We start from the raw sequence: 15113 nt of genomic DNA, 5'->3' as shown, positions 1-15113 counted from the left end.
CGCCCGGCCGACCGGCCAACCGCCGTGCAGGACAGGGGGATTGCGGTATGCAGGTTCCCGCTCCGTTCGAGTACCAGCGGGTCGGCAGCGTGGGCGAGGCGGTCGCGCTGCTCGACCGGCTGGGGGACACGGCACGGCTGGTGGCCGGCGGGCACAGTCTGATCCCGATGATGAAGCTCAGGCTGGCCAACTTCGAGTACCTGATCGACATCAACGACCTGCACGACGAGCTGGGTTACGTCCGGGTCGAACCCGGGCTGATCCGCATCGGCGCGATGACCCGCCACCGCGAACTGCTGGAGTCGGACGAACTCGCCGCCGCCTTCCCGGTGTTCCGTGACGCCGAGCGCGTCATCGCCGACCCCGTGGTGCGCAACCGGGGCACGCTCGGCGGCTCCCTGTGCCAGGCCGACCCGTCCGAGGACCTGTCCGCCGTGTGCACGACGCTCGACGCGAGCTGTGTGATCCAGGGCCGGGACGGCCAACGGGTGGTGTCCATGGAGGACTTCCACCGGGGACCGTACGAAACCGCCGTCGGCGACGCCGAGATCCTCACCGAGGTCCGCTTCCCGGTCCGGCCGAACGGCTCCAGCGCGTACGAGAAGGTCGAACGCCGGGCCGGTGACTGGGCGGTGGTCTCGGCCGGTGCGGCGGTCTGGCTGGACGGCGACGGACTGATCGCCGACGCCCGGGTGGGGCTCGCCGCCGTGGGACCCAACACGGCCGGCATCCCCGGTATCGCCGACGCCCTGCGCGGCCGGCGCCCGACCGAGGAACTGTACGGACGGGCCGGGGACCTCGCCGCCGAGGCCTGCTCCCCCGTGACCGACCGGCGCGGCAGCGCCGAGTACAAGCGCCATCTGGCACGGGAGTTGACCGTGCGCGTGCTGCGCCGGTCGGTTGCCCGCATCGACGGACAGGAGGTGTGATCGTGCAGGTGAGCATGGTCGTCAACGGCGAAGAGGTCACCCGGGAGATCGAGGGGCGGCTGCTGCTGGTCCACTTCCTGCGCGACCACCTCCGGCTGACGGGCACCCACTGGGGGTGCGACACCAGCAACTGCGGTACGTGCGTGGTGTGGTTGGACGGCGAACCGGTCAAGTCCTGCACCGTGCTCGCCGCGATGGCGGGCGGACACGAGGTGCGCACCGTCGAGGGGCTCGAACAGAACGGTGAACTCGACCCGGTGCAACGCGGGTTCGTCGAGTGCCACGGCCTCCAGTGCGGCTTCTGCACGCCCGGCATGATGATGACGGCCCGTGCGCTCCTTGACCGCAACCCCGACCCCTCGGACTCGGAGATCCGGGAGGCGATCTCCGGGCAGATCTGCCGCTGCACCGGTTACGCCACCATCGTCCGCTCGATCCGGTGGGCGGCGGCCGAGGAGGCGGGCACCCGAACTTCCCTGGAAACACAGGCCACTTCGGCTTCGGCTTCGGCTTCGGGGAGCGCCTCATGACCACCGTCTCCGAGAACGGCCACCGCACCGCGTTCGTCGACAACGACAAGAAGCCATGCGGCCACGGCCGGATGCTCCGCAAGGAGGACCCACGCTTCGTCCGCGGCAAGGGCCGCTACGTCGACGACCTCGACCTGCCCGGCATGCTCCATCTGGCCATCCTGCGCTCGCCGTTCGCGCACGCCCGTGTCCTCTCCGTCGACACCACGCTCGCCGAGGCCCACCCGAAGGTCCGGCTGGTCGTCACCGGCGCGATGCTCGCCGAGAAGGGCCTGGCGTGGATGCCGACCTTCTCGAACGACGTGCAGGCGGTCCTCGCCACCGACAAGGTCCGCTTCCAGGGCCAGGAGGTCGCCTTCGTCGTCGCGGAGGACCGTTACGCGGCCCGGGACGCCCTGGAGTTGATCGACGTCGAGTACGAGCCGCTGGACCCGGTGATCGACGTCCGCACCGCCCTCTCCCCCGACGCGCCCGTCATCCGCGACGACCTGGAGGGCAAGGCCGACAACCACTGCTTCGACTGGGAGACCGGCGACGAGGCCGAGACCGAGGCGGTGTTCGCCCGCGCGGACGTCGTGGTCACCGAGGACATCGTCTACCCACGCGTGCACCCGGCCCCCATGGAGACGTGCGGCGCGGTCGCGGACTTCGACCAGGTCGACGGCCGCCTCACCCTGTGGTCCACCACCCAGGCCCCGCACGCCCACCGCACCCTCTACGCGATCGTCGCGGGCCTGCCGGAGCACAAGATCCGGGTGATCTCCCCCGACATCGGCGGCGGCTTCGGCAACAAGGTGCCGATCTACCCCGGTTATGTGTGCGCGATCGTCGGCTCACTCCTCACCGGCAAGCCGGTGAAGTGGATGGAGGACCGCGCGGAGAACCTCATCAGCACCGGCTTCGCCCGCGACTACGTGATGCGCGGCGAGATCGCGGCGACCCGCGACGGCCGCATCCTCGCCGTCCGCACCCAAGTCCTTGCCGACCACGGCGCGTTCAACGGCACGGCCGCCCCCGTGAAGTACCCGGCGGGCTTCTTCGGCGTCTTCACCGGCAGTTACGACATCGAGGCCGCCCACTGCAAGATGACCGCCGTCTACACCAACAAGGCCCCCGGCGGGGTCGCGTACGCCTGCTCCTTCCGTATCACCGAGGCCGTCTACCTGATCGAGCGGATCGTCGACTGCCTCGCCTACGAACTCGCCATGGACCCGGTCGAGTTGAGGATGAAGAACTTCATCCGCCCCGAGCAGTTCCCCTTCCGCACCAAGACCGGCTGGGTCTACGACTCCGGCAACTACGCGCCCACCATGGAACTGGCCAAGGAACTCGCCGGCTACGACGCGCTGCGTGCCGAGCAGGCCGAGAAGCGGGCCCGCGGTGAACTCATGGGCATCGGCGTCTCGTTCTTCACCGAGGCGGTCGGCGCGGGACCCCGCAAGGACATGGACATCCTCGGCCTCGGCATGGCCGACGGCTGCGAACTGCGGGTGCATCCGACGGGCAAGGCGGTCGTACGGCTGTCGGTGCAGTCGCAGGGGCAGGGGCACGAGACGACGTTCGCGCAGATCGTCGCCGAGGAGCTCGGCATCCCACCGCAGGACATCGACGTGGTGCACGGCGACACCGACCAGACACCGTTCGGCCTGGGCACCTACGGCAGCCGCTCCACCCCGGTCTCCGGCGCCGCCGCCGCGCTGGTCGCCCGCAAGGTGCGGGACAAGGCCCGGCTGATCGCCTCCGGAATGCTGGAGGTGTCGGTCGCCGACCTGGAATGGGAGAAGGGGTCCTTCCATGTCGCGGGCGACCCGGAGGCCTCGGTCACCATCCAGGCCATCGCGATGCGGGCGCACGGCGCGGGCGACCTGCCCGAGGGCGTGGAGGGCGGGCTGGAGGCACAGATCTGCTACAACCCGGAGAACCTGACCTATCCGCACGGCGCCTACATCTGCGTCGTCGACATCGACCCGGGCACAGCGAAGGTGACTGTCCGCCGCTTCGTCGCGGTCGACGACTGCGGCACCCGTATCAACCCGATGATCATCGAGGGGCAGGTGCACGGCGGCCTCACCGACGGCGTCGGCATGGCGCTGATGGAGATGATCTCCTTCGACGAGGACGGCAACTGCCTCAGCGGTTCGCTGATGGACTATCTGATCCCGACCTCGCTCGAAGTCCCGGACTGGGAAACGGGGTTCACCGTCACGCCCTCCCCGCACCACCCCATCGGCGCCAAGGGGGTCGGCGAGTCCGCGACGGTCGGTTCGCCGCCCGCGATCGTCAACGCGGTGGTCGACGCCCTGAAGCCGTACGGCATCCGGCACGCGGACATGCCGCTCACACCCTCGCGGGTGTGGGAGGCGATGCAGGGCCGACCGACTCCGCCGATCTGAAGGTGGCTGTGATGACCGGCAAGTTGAGCGCCCGCGCGCTCGAACTCACCGAGCGGCGCGTGCCGTTCGTCCACGCGCGCGTGGTCCGCGCCCAGGCACCCGCCTCGGCGCACCCCGGCGACGAGGCCATCGTGCACGGCGACGGCACCATCGACGGTTTCGTCGGCGGCCAGTGCGCCGAGGGCTCGGTCCGTACAGCCGCGCTCGGTGCCCTGCACGACGGCGGACCGCTGCTGCTGCGCGTCCTGCCGCAGGGGGACGCCGAGTTCCCCGAGACACCCGGGGCGCGGGTCGTCATCAACCCCTGTCTGTCCGGCGGCGCGTTGGAGATCTTCCTGGAGCCGGTGCTGCCGCCGCCGCTGATCGAGGTCGTCGGGACCACGCCGGTGGCGGAGGCCTGCGTGGCCTTCGCCGCCCTGCTCGGATACGCCACGGCCCGCTCGCTGCCGGAAGGACCGCCCAGCGAGCACACCGCCGCCGTGATCGTGGCCGGGCAGGGCCGGGGTGACGCGGAGTCCCTGCGTGCCGCCCTCGACGCGGGTGTCGGTCACATCGCGCTGGTCGCCAGCCACCGCCGTGCCGCCGCCCTGCTCGACGAACTCGGCCTGACCGAGGCGGAGCGGGCCCGCGTCCAGGCTCCCGCCGGGCTGGATATCGGCGCCCGTACGCCGCCGGAGATCGCGCTGTCGATCCTCGCGGACGTGGTGCGAGTCGTCCACGCGGCGAAGGCCACCGTGCCCGAGCGTCCCGCCCAGGCCGTCGACCCGGTGTGCGGGATGACGGTCACCGTGCGCGCCGACACGCCTCATCTCACCGCCGGGGAGAGGGAGTTCTGGTTCTGCGGCACCGGCTGCCGGGACCGCTGGTCCGCAGGTGCCACGGGTGCCGCGGGGTGAGCGGACTCTTCACGGACGCCGACGACGTACGGCGGCGGCTCGGCGAGGTCGGCCACCTCGTCGACGACGGCACGGCGACCGCCCTCCTCCTCGCCACCCTGCTCGACCGGCCGCTGCTGCTGGAGGGCGAGCCCGGCGTGGGGAAGACCAGCGCCGCGAAAGCACTCGCGAAGGCCCTTGGCACTCCGCTGATCCGGCTCCAGTGCTACGAGGGGCTGACGGCGGGCGAGGCGCTGTACGAGTGGAACTACCAGCGCCAGTTGCTCGCCGTCCGACTCACCGAGGCGCACGGTCGGGAGCTGTCCGACGCCGATCTGTTCAGCGAGGAATTCCTGCTCGACCGGCCGCTGTTGCGGGCGGTGCGCCATCAAGGCCCGCTGCCGCCCGTGCTGTTGATCGACGAGATCGACCGGGCCGACGACGAGTTCGAGGCGCTGCTCTTCGAGTTCCTGGGCGAACGGTCCATCAGCGTCCCGGAGTTGGGCACCTTCACCGCCGTACGGCCGCCCGTCGTGGTGCTCACCTCCAACCGCAGCCGGGAGCTCCACGACGCGCTGCGCAGGCGCTGCCTCTACCACTGGATCGACTTCCCCACGCCCCAACGCACGGCGGAGATCCTGCGCCGCACGGTACCGGCCGCGAACGAGCCGCTGATCGCGTCGACCACCGAATTCATCGGCCGGGTACGAGAGTTGGACCTCGACAAGGCACCGGGCATGGCGGAGGCCATCGACTGGGTCTCCGCCCTGGCGGCGCTGCGGGTCGCACGGCTGGCCCGCGCCGACATCGTCCGCACACTCAGCACGGTCGCCAAGAGCCCCGACGACCGCATCGCCGTCGTCGGGGCCCTCGACACGCTCGGCTATCCCGAAGAAGCGAGGAGACCATGAAGATCGACAACGAGTTCAGCGTCGGTGTGCCGGTCGAGCGGGCGTGGCAGGCGCTCACCGATCTGGAGGCCCTCGCCCCGTGCATGCCCGGCGCCGAACTCACCGGCGTCGACGGCGATGTCCACCGAGGCAAGGTCAGGGTCAAAGTCGGGCCCATGGTCAGCCAGTTCGCGGGTACGGCACGTTTCGTGGAACGGGACGATGCCGCCCATCACGCCGTGATCAGCGCGGCCGGCAAGGACATGCGCGGGGGCGGCAACGCGTCCGCGACGGTCGATGCCCGGCTGCGCGGCGAGGGCACGGGCACGGTCGTGACCGTCAGCACGGACCTCAACATCAGCGGCAGGCTCGCCCAGTTCGGCAGCGGGATGATCAAGGAGATCTCGGAGAAGCTGTTCGCGCAGTTCGTGGCGAACGTGGAGACGCAGCTGCTGGCGACGCCGGAAGCACCGACGGCCGAAACCGAGGCGGAGACGGAGGCCGAACCGGTCTCCGTGGCGCCGCCGCCGGCCGAGCCGCTGAACCTGATGCAGGTGGCCGGCACGTCCGTGTACAAGCGGCTGATCCCCGTCGTCGTCGCGGCCGTCGTCGTCGCAGCGGTGGTCTATCTGCTGGTCCGATGACACCGACCGGCCCTCTGCTGACCGCCGTCGACCGGGCCGCCTTCGCCACCGCGCTGGCCGCCCGGCTCAGGGAGCACGGCGTGACGGTGGGCCCGACCGCCGCCCGGGACTTCGTGCTCGCGCTCGCCGCGGTCCCGCCCGGGACACGGACGTCGCTCTACTGGACGGCGCGCGTAACCCTCGTACGCGACCAGCCCGAACTGGCCCGCTTTGACGAGGTGTTCGACGCTGTCTTCGGGCAGTCCGTGCTCGCCCTCGACCCGAACGCGCGCCGCAACGGGCACGACGCGGGAGCCGGCGGCCAGGACTCGAAGGGTGCCCACTCAAGCGACGGTGACTCCGTCGGCGGTTCGGGTCTGCCGTGGGTGACCCTGCCGCCGGCCGTGGACACCGCCGAACACCGTGCGGACCACGCCCTGACCGTGCCCGAGCGGCTGCCGAGCGAGCTGGCGGCCGAGGTGGACACGCCGTTCGGCGAACTCGGCCCGGAGCAGGCCGAGTTGCTCGGTCGCTGGCTGGAGGCACGGCTGCGCGAGTGGCCCGTGCGCCGTACCCGGCGCCTCGCCGTACGGGCGGGCGGTCATCGGGTGGCGGTCCGGGAGACGGTGGCACAGGCCCGGCGCACCGGCTGGGAGCCCGTACGGCTGGTCCGGGCGGGGCCGGTGGACCGGCCCCGCCGGGTCGTGGTGCTGTGCGACGTGAGCCGGTCGATGCAGGCCCAGGCGGTGGCGTATCTGTACCTGATGCGCGCCCTCGCGGTGACGACCCGTGCCGAGGTCTTCGCGTTCGCCACGTCGTTGACCCGGCTCACACCGGTCCTCGCGCACCGCTCGGCGCGGGAGGCGTTCGACGAGGCGTCGGAGCGGGTCACCGACCGGTTCGGGGGCACCCGGATCGCCCACTGCCTGGGCACGCTCCTCGCCTCGCACCATGGCGGCACCCTGCGCGGGGCGGTCGTACTGATCGCCTCGGACGGCTGGGACGGCGATCCGCCGCACCTACTGGCCACGGCCATGGGACGGCTGCGGCGCCGCGCCCACGCGGTCGTCTGGCTCAACCCCCGGGCCGCCGCCCCCGGCTTCGCACCGCGCACGACGACGATGGCGGCGGCCCTGCCGTACGTCGACCTGCTGCTGCCGGCCGACAGCTTCGGGGCGCTGCTGCGGGTGCCGGGCGAGGTGGCCCGGCTCGGCGGGCGGAGGGGGACGGTCGTCACTCCGTCACACAGGCGTTGAGGGGGGAGAGTCCGTCCATGTCGGCCTGGAGCCCGCGCAGTCGGGAGGTGTAGACGGCCGCCGCCTGCTCCATCACCCGGCGGTCGACCGTGGACCACTTCTCGCCTGCGGCCGCCAGGTCCGCCGTCGCGTCGGCCTCGTCGATCGCGTCGTCGACCGCCGTGCTGTGGAGCTGGGAGAAGTTGAAGGTGGTCGGGGTCGCCAGGGCAGACCTGGGCGGCGATCTCCGCGACGTGCTCCGGCGGCAGCGGCTCCCCGTCCGGCAGCTCGCGCACGGTCCGGCCCGAGATCAACGGCATGACCAGGTAGGGGATTTCGCCGTCCGTGCCGTGGTCGAAGACGGGCACGATGTACGAGCTGTCCAGTGCGGCGGCGGCCCGCGCCTCCCGTCCGAACATGGCAAGCAGCCGCTCCCGTTCGGAGCCGGGGGTGCCCGGTGGCAGGCTCAGCAGCTTGACGGCCACCTGGCGTTCGAGCCGGCCGTCTTGGGCACGCCACACCACGCCCATGCCGCCCGCGCCGATCCGCTCGGTGAGCGTGTACCGGCCGTCCAGGATCGTGCCGCGCATCCCCATCCCTACTCGCTCAAGGCGTCCGCGTCCTCAATGTACCTACGCGCAAGGGGAGTTGAGTGGTTCCGGGGTGAGCGGAGAGGACTCGTACGACCGACGGGTCTAGCTCCACAGCGTCACATGAATCGCCGGCCGGAACCGCCCCGCGGTGACCCCCGCACCGCGCAGCATCGCCTGCGTGGCCCGCGGTGTGGTGACGAAGCGCCGCAACTCCGCGGCGGCGGGCGGCGCTTCGCGGTCGGGGAGGGTGAGCAGGTTCCAGGAGCCGCGGGCGGGGAGCTGGGGACCGGCGAGTCGGCGAAGGTCGCCTTCGGCGAGGTCCTTCGTCACGGCGAAGGCGACCGCGAGAGCAACTCCCTTGCCCCGCTTGGCCTCGTCGACGGAGGCGGCATGGCTCTGGAAGATCCGCTGGTTGTGTTCGGGGATGCCCAGGCGGCGCAGTATCGACGGCACCATGCCCGTGCGCCCGACCGCCGAGGGGCCCAAAAGCCAGGTCTGGCCGCGGAGTTCGGCGGCACCCGCACTCGCCGCGGTCGCCAGCGGATGGTCGGGTCCTACGACGGCGATCACCTGGTAGTTGAGGAAGTGCGTGCAGGTCATCGCGGAGTCGAGGGTGGCGGGGCGGGGCCCGATCGCCACGTCGACGGAGCGGTTGAGGAGCAGGGAGGCGAAGTGCTGCGGGTTGTGCACGCTCAGTTCGACGTCGAGATCGTCGGCGCGGCCCGCGAACAGCTCGATCAGGCCGGGCGCGGCATGTTCGGCGAACAGGCTCGACGCGGCGACGCGCAGCAGGCGTCGGCCCGAACCGGCCTGCTTCACTTCGAGGATCGTCCGGTCCTGGAGTCCCAGGAGTTCGGCGGCCCGGCTGGCCAGCCGCAGTCCGCCGGGGGTGAACGCGAGCCCGTTGGCCGTGCGGGCGAAGAGCTTGTCGCCGAGCTCTTTTCGCAGATGGGCGATGTGGATCGACACGGCCGACTCCGTCACGGCGAGATCGGCCGCGGCGGCCTTCACGGAACCGAGACGGACGGTCGCCGCGAAGGCCCGAAGCTGTGCCGGGGTCAACCAGAACCTCCCGCACTCACCACGGGTGACCGTTCACCTGTGCCGTGGACCTCAAATTAGCGCACCTGTTCGCCGAGAGCCATGGTCGCGCCGAGAGCCGGGGAAACACAGGAAACGCACAGGCCGGAGAGTTCGGCGGCGGGTCAAGACCCGTACATCGCAAGGGTGTTGACGTGCACACACCGGCCTGCAAAGGTCTGGACCTGGCGCATCCAGTAGCGCCCCCCACCGCCAAGAACTGGAGTCGGCGTGCCCGAACTGACACCCCCCACCGACAGCCCGGCGAGAGCCCCGAAGTCCCGCGGCCGGCGTCTTCGCCGCTCCGCCGTCGTCACCGTCCTCGGTGCGCTGGCCCTCGTGGTCGGCCAGGCGACGGCCGCCCAGGCCAATGTGCTCACACTGCTCCCGCAGAACGCCGACGGCCTGGAACAGACCTTCTCCCCGGCCTACGACTACGACGGCGACGGCTGCTACGCCACGGCCGCCATCGGCCTGGACGGCACCATCAACCCCGGGCTGAAGCTCGGCGGCGACGTCAACGGGCACTGCCACGACATGGCCCAGCTGAACAACGCCAACACGTACTCCCGCGAGAAGTGCAACAACGACTGGTGCGCGGTGATGTACGCCAGCTACTTCGAGAAGGACCAGGTCACGCTGGGCCCGGCGGCGATCGGCCACACCCACGACTGGGAGCACGTCGTGGTGTGGATCAAGGACAACACGGTCCAGTACGTGTCGGTGTCGCAGCACTCCGCCTACCAGGTGTCGGCGGCCTCGGGGGTGCGCTTCGACGGCACACACCCCAAGATCGTCTACCACAAGGACGGTATCGGCTCGCACGACTTCCGCTTCGCCAACACCAACGACGAGCCCGCGGAGAACGCCACCGGCAACTGGTTCTACCCGCGCCTGGTGGGCTGGAACGGCTACCCGGCCGGCCTCAAGGACAAGCTCCTGGCCGCCGACTTCGGTTCGGCCACGCTGAAGATCAGGGACAGCGACTTCAACTACGCCCTGTCCATCGCGAAGCCGTCCGGCATCTCGTTCGACCCGAACGCGTGATGCTGGCCCGGACTCGGAGCCGGCGCTACGGGCGGGTCTCGTAGCGCGGTTTCGGGGCCGGGTGGATGTTCTGGTTGAGGCGGAAGACGTTGTCCGGGTCGCGGTCGGCCTTGATACGGGCCAGCCGGGCGTAGTTGCCCCGGTAGCTGGCCCGGACACGTTCCTGTCCCTCGTCCATCATCATGTTCACGTAGGCGCCACCCGCCGAGTACGGGTGCAGGGCCTCCTGGTAGTCGACGGCCCACCTCTTGATGAGCTCGGCGTTGGCGGGGTCCCTGTCGACGCCGGCGAACACGGACGCCCAGCGTGCGTCGCGGTAGGCCCACGGGGTCTCGTCGTTGCCCACGTCGTGGGCGGCGCCGTCGATCGGGTAAAGGTGCATCGTGGATTGCGGGGTGGGGACCTCGGCACCGAACTTGGCGTGGAGTTCGACGGCCTCGTCGGGGATCTCGTCGACGAAGTCGGCGCGCCAGTACCACTGGTCGCCGGGCGGGTAGAGCCCGTCGAACATGCCCTGCATGTCGGGGTGTTGCATCGGTCCGGCCGCGTGCAGGAGCGGTGCGGGCAGGGCGTCGAGCAGCGGGGCCATCTCGCGCGCGGCGGCCTCGGTGTCACCGCCTGTCCAGCACCACACGACTCCCGCCGTCTTGCGCAGTTGGATCTCCTCGGGGAACGGCGGGGCGGGCGGGACGCTGCCGTGGAGGAAGAAGGCGTTCAGTTCGCGGGGCGCGGTCGGCAGGAACTCCCGGTAGGCGGTGAGGACTTCGGCGCTGATCTCGACCGGCCAGAAGGTGGGCCCGGCGACGACCGTGCTGATCTCGTGCAGCCGGAACAGGAACGAGGTGACGACGCCGAAGTTGCCGCCGCCGCCCCGGACCGCCCAGAACAGGTCGGTGTTCTCGGCTGCGCTGGCCCGCACCCGGCTGCCGTCGGCGAGGACGAGGTCGGCCGCCAGCAGGTTGTCGATGGTCAGCCCGCACTTGCGGGTGAGGTGGCCGAGCCCGCCGCCGGTGGCGATGCCGCCTACGCCGGTGGTGGAGATGATGCCGCTGGGCGTGGCGAGCCCGTGCGCGTTGGTGGCGCGGTCCACCTCGCCCCAGACGCAGCCGCCGCCGACCCGGACCGTACGGGCCCCGGGGTCCACGTGGATGTCCTTGAGCGGGGAGAGGTCGGCGACCACTCCCCCGTCGACGGTGCCGAGTCCGGCGCCGTGGTGGCCGCCGCCGCGCACCGCGAGGGGCAGGTCGTGGGCGCGCGCGAAGGCGATCACGCGGGCCACGGCGTCCGCGTCGGCGCAGCGCGCGACCAGCGCGGGCCGTTTGTCGATCATCGCGTTGTAGACGGCGCGGACCTGCGGGTAGGCGGCGTCGTCCGGGCCGATCAACTCCCCGTTGAAGTCGGTCAGTTCACGGCGAGCGTCCTGGGCGATCGTGCTGGACATGGGATCCCCGTTTCTTGGCACACTGGATGACCCGCTTGTTGTATTTCGCCCGCGACCGCGCTGTCATCCGTGCGCGTCACCCACCTCGGCGCCCCCGGCTACCTACATTTCGCCGTACGGCGGCAGCCCGAGCTCCGCTGCGCGGGCGGCCGCCTGCCGTCTGGTGGGCGCGTCCAGCTTCTCCAGTACGGCCCGCACATGGTTGTCGACGGTACGGACGGACACGACGAGCCGGTCGGCGATCTCCGGGTTGGTCAGACCGTCCACCAGCAGCCGTACGACCTGGAGTTGGCGGTCGGTGAGACCGGCCGGGTTGCCCCGGGTCGCCGCGTGCGGGCCGCGCGGGACGTGTCGGACGCCGAGGCGGCGCAGTTCGGCGCGGACCAGCCGGGCGAGGGGTTCGGCGCCGAGGGCGTCGAGCTGGGCGAGCGCGGTGAGTTTGTCTGCCGGGTCGGGGCTCTCGGCGAGCGCGGCGGCGTGTTCGTAGGGGCAGCCGGCCTGCCACCACAGGTCGGCGGCGCGCTTCCACTCCCCAACTGCCTGGAGCGCGTACGGGTGGTCGCTGTCGTCGGCGGGCGCGGGCGGCTGCCCCGCCTTGCCGAGCCAGTAGCCGAGTTCGGCCTGATACCGCCCGTAGCCGAGGCGCCTCGCGTGCGCGTGGACCGGTCCGGCGGCCTCGGCGGCCGCCGCGTGGTCGCCCCGCAGCCAGGCGGCCTCCGCCCGTACCGCCGCCACCGGACCCGTGCGCTGCAACTCCCCGGCCCCTACGGCGATCTCCCAGGCCTGCGTGAGGGGTTCGTCCGTGCCCGGCCTGCCGCACCGGACGCGCACGCGGGCCAGCACGGTCAGCGCGGGACAGCGGGCCGGTACGAACTCGTGCATCCCGTACTCGGCGTGCCGCTCCGCCTCGTCCCAGTCGGCGGCGGCGAGGCGGCGCATGGCCTGCTCGACGTGCAGATAGTTGAGGAACCCCAAGTGCTCGGCGCGGTCGGCGAGTTCCATGGCCGGGGGCAGGAAGCGGTCGGCCTCGGCGTACTGGAGGTTGTCGAGGAGGGTCCAGATGATGTTGGCGTAGGACCGGCAGGCGTGTTCGACCTCGCCGGCGGCCAGTGCCACCGCGAGGCTCTCCTCCAACTGCCGTCGCCCGTCCGGGTCTCCGCTGCGCCAGCGGGCTGAGCCCACGTTGTTGAGGGCGTGGGCCAGGATCGCGGCGTCGTCCACGCGCCGGGCCAGTGCGATGGCGCGTTCGCCGTGTGCGATGGCCTCGGCGAAGCGGTCGGACAGCATCCGCAGCTGGGCGGTGTTGCTGAGCGCGAGCGCCAACAGCCGGTCGTCACCGGCGTGTTCGAGGACGGCGATGGCCTCCCGCGCCGCGTCCCGCGCCTCCTCCGCGTGGCCCGCCCACCAGTGGATGCGGGACAGCCAGCGCAGATCGGCGCCCAGCGCGAGGGTGTCGCCGAGCGAGCGGCGCAGCGCCACGGCGTCGCGCTGGGCGGCGACGGCCTCGACGGAGTGGGCGACGGTGTAGCACTCCACGGCGTAGCGTTCGAGCAGGTCGGCGAGTTCGGCAGGGGTGTAGCGGTGCCGCTGTCGCAGCACGAGCCGCAGATGGGCGGCGGCCTCGCGATGGGCGCCGGCCTCGGTGGCGTCGCGGGCCGCGTCGGGGCCGTAGCGGGCGATGGCGTCCTGGTCGCCGGCCCGTGCCGCGTGGTGGACGATTCGGGCCGGGTCGGAGCCGGGCCGGGCCACGAGCGCGGTGAGCACCTGCCGGTCGAGTTCGATACGGCGGGCGGCGGGCAGTGAGTCGGCGACGGCCCGGCGGATCAACTCGTGGCGGAACGCGACCCGTTCGGGGGTGACCGTGAGCAGCCCGCGCTGCTCGGCCGCGGCGAGCCCGGCCACACCGTCCGCCAACAGCCTGTCCACGAGGCCGCGTTCGACGGCGGAGGGCACCACGGCCAGTTGTTCCAGCGCGTCGACGCTGCGGCCGTCGAGTCCGCGCAACCGGGCGAGCACCGCGTCGACGACCGTCGGGGGCACGGTCCCGGTGCCGCCGGCCGCGAGGATCTCGGTGACGAAGAAGGGGTTGCCCGAGGTCACCTCGTACACCTGGGCCGGGTCGAGCCGACTGGCCGAACTCAGCGTGCGCACGGCCGACTCGGAGAGGCGGGCCAGCGGCATCCGGTGTACGCGGTCCGCGCGGGAGACCTGTCCGAGGAGGTGGCGCAGCGGGTGCTCGCGGCTCAACTCGTCGTCCCGGTAGGTGAGGACGAGTACGGCGGGCAGCCGGGCCATCCGCCGGACCAGGAAGCGCAGTGCGTCCAGCGAGGCCTCGTCGGCCCAGTGGACGTCCTCCACGACGAGCACCGCCGGATGCGGTACACCGGACAGCTCACCTTGCAGGGCTTCGTAGACGCGGTGGCGGTCGCCGCCCTCCATGACGACCTGGGCGAGTTCGGCGCCGACGCTGCCGATCAGGTCACGGAACGGGCCGAGGGGCCGGCGGGTGGCGAGGTCGTCGCACTGGCCCAGGAGGATCCGGGTGTGCTGCGGCAGCCGCTCGGGCATGGCCCTGACCAGGCTCGACTTGCCGATGCCGGCCTCGCCGAAGACGAGCGCGACGGATCCGGCCCCGTCCGCCGCCTCACGCGCGGCCGCGGCCAGCCGTACCAGCTCCGGCTCGCGTTCCAGGATCCCCCGATCCACGGCGTCGATTGTGCCACTCGCCGGGACCTGCCGGACCTGCCCGGATCAACGGGGAGTTCGCGCACCCCGCTGCCCGGGCCGGACCGGTCGGATCTGGTGCCCGCGGCGTGGTTTGGGGGCGTCGAGCATGCTGACGCCGTTGTAGCTCCGGCCGTGCAGGTAGAACGTGGGCGCGGCGACGAAGGTGACGGCGATGGCGATCACGCTGATCGGGAAGAGGACCGGCAGCGACTGCCCCTCGGGGAGGGTCTTGCCGCCCTCGTGAATGGCGTAGGCGAACGCGGCGAAGAAGACGACGGCGCACACCACCCCGATGATCCGGAGGACGGCGGCGAACGTGCGGGTGAAGGACTGGTCGCGGACCTCGGCCAGCAGGGAGGCCGAGCACTCGGTGCAGGTCAGCTCCACCGTCTGCTTGCCCGACGGGGGCCGCTTGACCACGTAGTGGGCGGCGGACCAGGTGATCGTGCGTGTCCTCGGTGTGAGGAAGCCGCCCGTGACCTTGTCTCCGAGTATGTGCCGGACTGCGACCTCCGCGGTCCCCGCTGTGTTCATGGTTCCTCCGACGCCCGCCCTGACGATCATCACGAAGCTCGCACAGTGTCACCTGTGGGAACCGGCCGCTCAATGGTCCTGGTGATTTCTTTTCCTTCGCCTACAACTTCTCAACTCAGCCAAGGCCTGCGGGACTTATCCGGTCGCATCTCTTGACGGCTTTGGTGCAGACCTTTAGGTTCACCAGCCAACAGACCTCCCATGAATGCATTCCGC

At 71.4% G+C, this 15113-nt stretch carries 12 protein-coding genes; 8 read left to right on the top strand and 4 right to left on the bottom strand.

Features of this window, described 5'->3' with window-relative positions:
* The first annotated feature begins 47 nt into the window (after positions 1-47).
* Genes ACQHII_RS45455 through ACQHII_RS45425 form a run of 7 tightly spaced genes read left to right on the top strand, consistent with a single transcriptional unit; the run spans position 48 to position 7496 of the window.
* Positions 48-929: an FAD binding domain-containing protein gene (locus ACQHII_RS45455; protein WP_427924791.1), complete on the top strand. Its 882-nt coding sequence runs from the start codon at positions 48-50 to the stop codon at positions 927-929.
* Positions 926-1459: a (2Fe-2S)-binding protein gene (locus ACQHII_RS45450; protein WP_427924790.1), complete on the top strand. Its 534-nt coding sequence runs from the start codon at positions 926-928 to the stop codon at positions 1457-1459. The genes ACQHII_RS45455 and ACQHII_RS45450 overlap by 4 nt, the downstream gene beginning before the upstream one ends.
* Complete coding sequence (locus tag ACQHII_RS45445) at positions 1456-3852, top strand: aerobic carbon-monoxide dehydrogenase large subunit (RefSeq protein ID WP_427924789.1); 2397 nt, start codon at positions 1456-1458, stop codon at positions 3850-3852. Before ACQHII_RS45450 ends, ACQHII_RS45445 begins: the two co-directional genes overlap by 4 nt.
* An 11-nt stretch (positions 3853-3863) precedes the next feature.
* The gene (locus ACQHII_RS45440) at positions 3864-4748 is read left to right on the top strand and encodes an XdhC family protein (RefSeq protein ID WP_427924788.1); all 885 of its coding nucleotides are present in this window, start codon (positions 3864-3866) and stop codon (positions 4746-4748) included.
* On the top strand, positions 4745-5638 hold the full coding sequence (locus ACQHII_RS45435; RefSeq protein WP_427924787.1) for an AAA family ATPase: 894 nt from the start codon (positions 4745-4747) through the stop codon (positions 5636-5638). Before ACQHII_RS45440 ends, ACQHII_RS45435 begins: the two co-directional genes overlap by 4 nt.
* On the top strand, positions 5635-6261 hold the full coding sequence (locus ACQHII_RS45430) for an SRPBCC family protein (RefSeq protein ID WP_427924786.1): 627 nt from the start codon (positions 5635-5637) through the stop codon (positions 6259-6261). The genes ACQHII_RS45435 and ACQHII_RS45430 overlap by 4 nt, the downstream gene beginning before the upstream one ends.
* On the top strand, positions 6258-7496 hold the full coding sequence (locus ACQHII_RS45425; RefSeq protein WP_427924785.1) for a vWA domain-containing protein: 1239 nt from the start codon (positions 6258-6260) through the stop codon (positions 7494-7496). The genes ACQHII_RS45430 and ACQHII_RS45425 overlap by 4 nt, the downstream gene beginning before the upstream one ends.
* A 674-nt stretch (positions 7497-8170) precedes the next feature.
* Here the strand turns inward: ACQHII_RS45425 and ACQHII_RS45420 are convergent.
* Positions 8171-9130, bottom strand: coding sequence for a LysR family transcriptional regulator (locus ACQHII_RS45420; RefSeq protein ID WP_427924784.1), 960 nt, complete (start codon positions 9128-9130; stop codon positions 8171-8173).
* Between the two features lie 357 nt (positions 9131-9487).
* Between ACQHII_RS45420 and ACQHII_RS45415 the strand changes: the two genes are divergently transcribed.
* Entirely contained in the window at positions 9488-10195 is a 708-nt protein-coding gene (locus ACQHII_RS45415) for an NPP1 family protein (protein ID WP_235029664.1), read from the top strand.
* A gap of 25 nt (positions 10196-10220) precedes the next feature.
* Here the strand turns inward: ACQHII_RS45415 and ACQHII_RS45410 are convergent, their stop codons facing one another.
* The 3 genes from ACQHII_RS45410 to ACQHII_RS45400 form a co-directional block, all read right to left on the bottom strand.
* Positions 10221-11636, bottom strand: coding sequence for an FAD-binding oxidoreductase (locus tag ACQHII_RS45410; protein ID WP_427924783.1), 1416 nt, complete (start codon positions 11634-11636; stop codon positions 10221-10223).
* A 102-nt stretch (positions 11637-11738) separates the two neighbouring features.
* Positions 11739-14342 carry a helix-turn-helix transcriptional regulator gene (locus tag ACQHII_RS45405; RefSeq protein WP_427924782.1) on the bottom strand — a complete coding sequence of 868 codons (2604 nt, stop codon included), beginning with the start codon at positions 14340-14342 and terminating at the stop codon, positions 11739-11741.
* Between the two features lie 45 nt (positions 14343-14387).
* Positions 14388-14897, bottom strand: a complete 510-nt coding sequence (locus ACQHII_RS45400; RefSeq protein ID WP_427924781.1) for a hypothetical protein — start codon at positions 14895-14897, stop codon at positions 14388-14390.
* Between the last annotated feature and the right edge of the window lie 216 nt (positions 14898-15113).

Source organism: Streptomyces sp. cg40 (assembly GCF_050320165.1).
GTDB classification, from domain to species: Bacteria; Actinomycetota; Actinomycetes; order Streptomycetales; family Streptomycetaceae; genus Streptomyces; species Streptomyces hokutonensis.
Note: the sequence above shows the minus strand (reverse complement) of the source record. Positions and strands in the feature narration are given on the sequence as shown.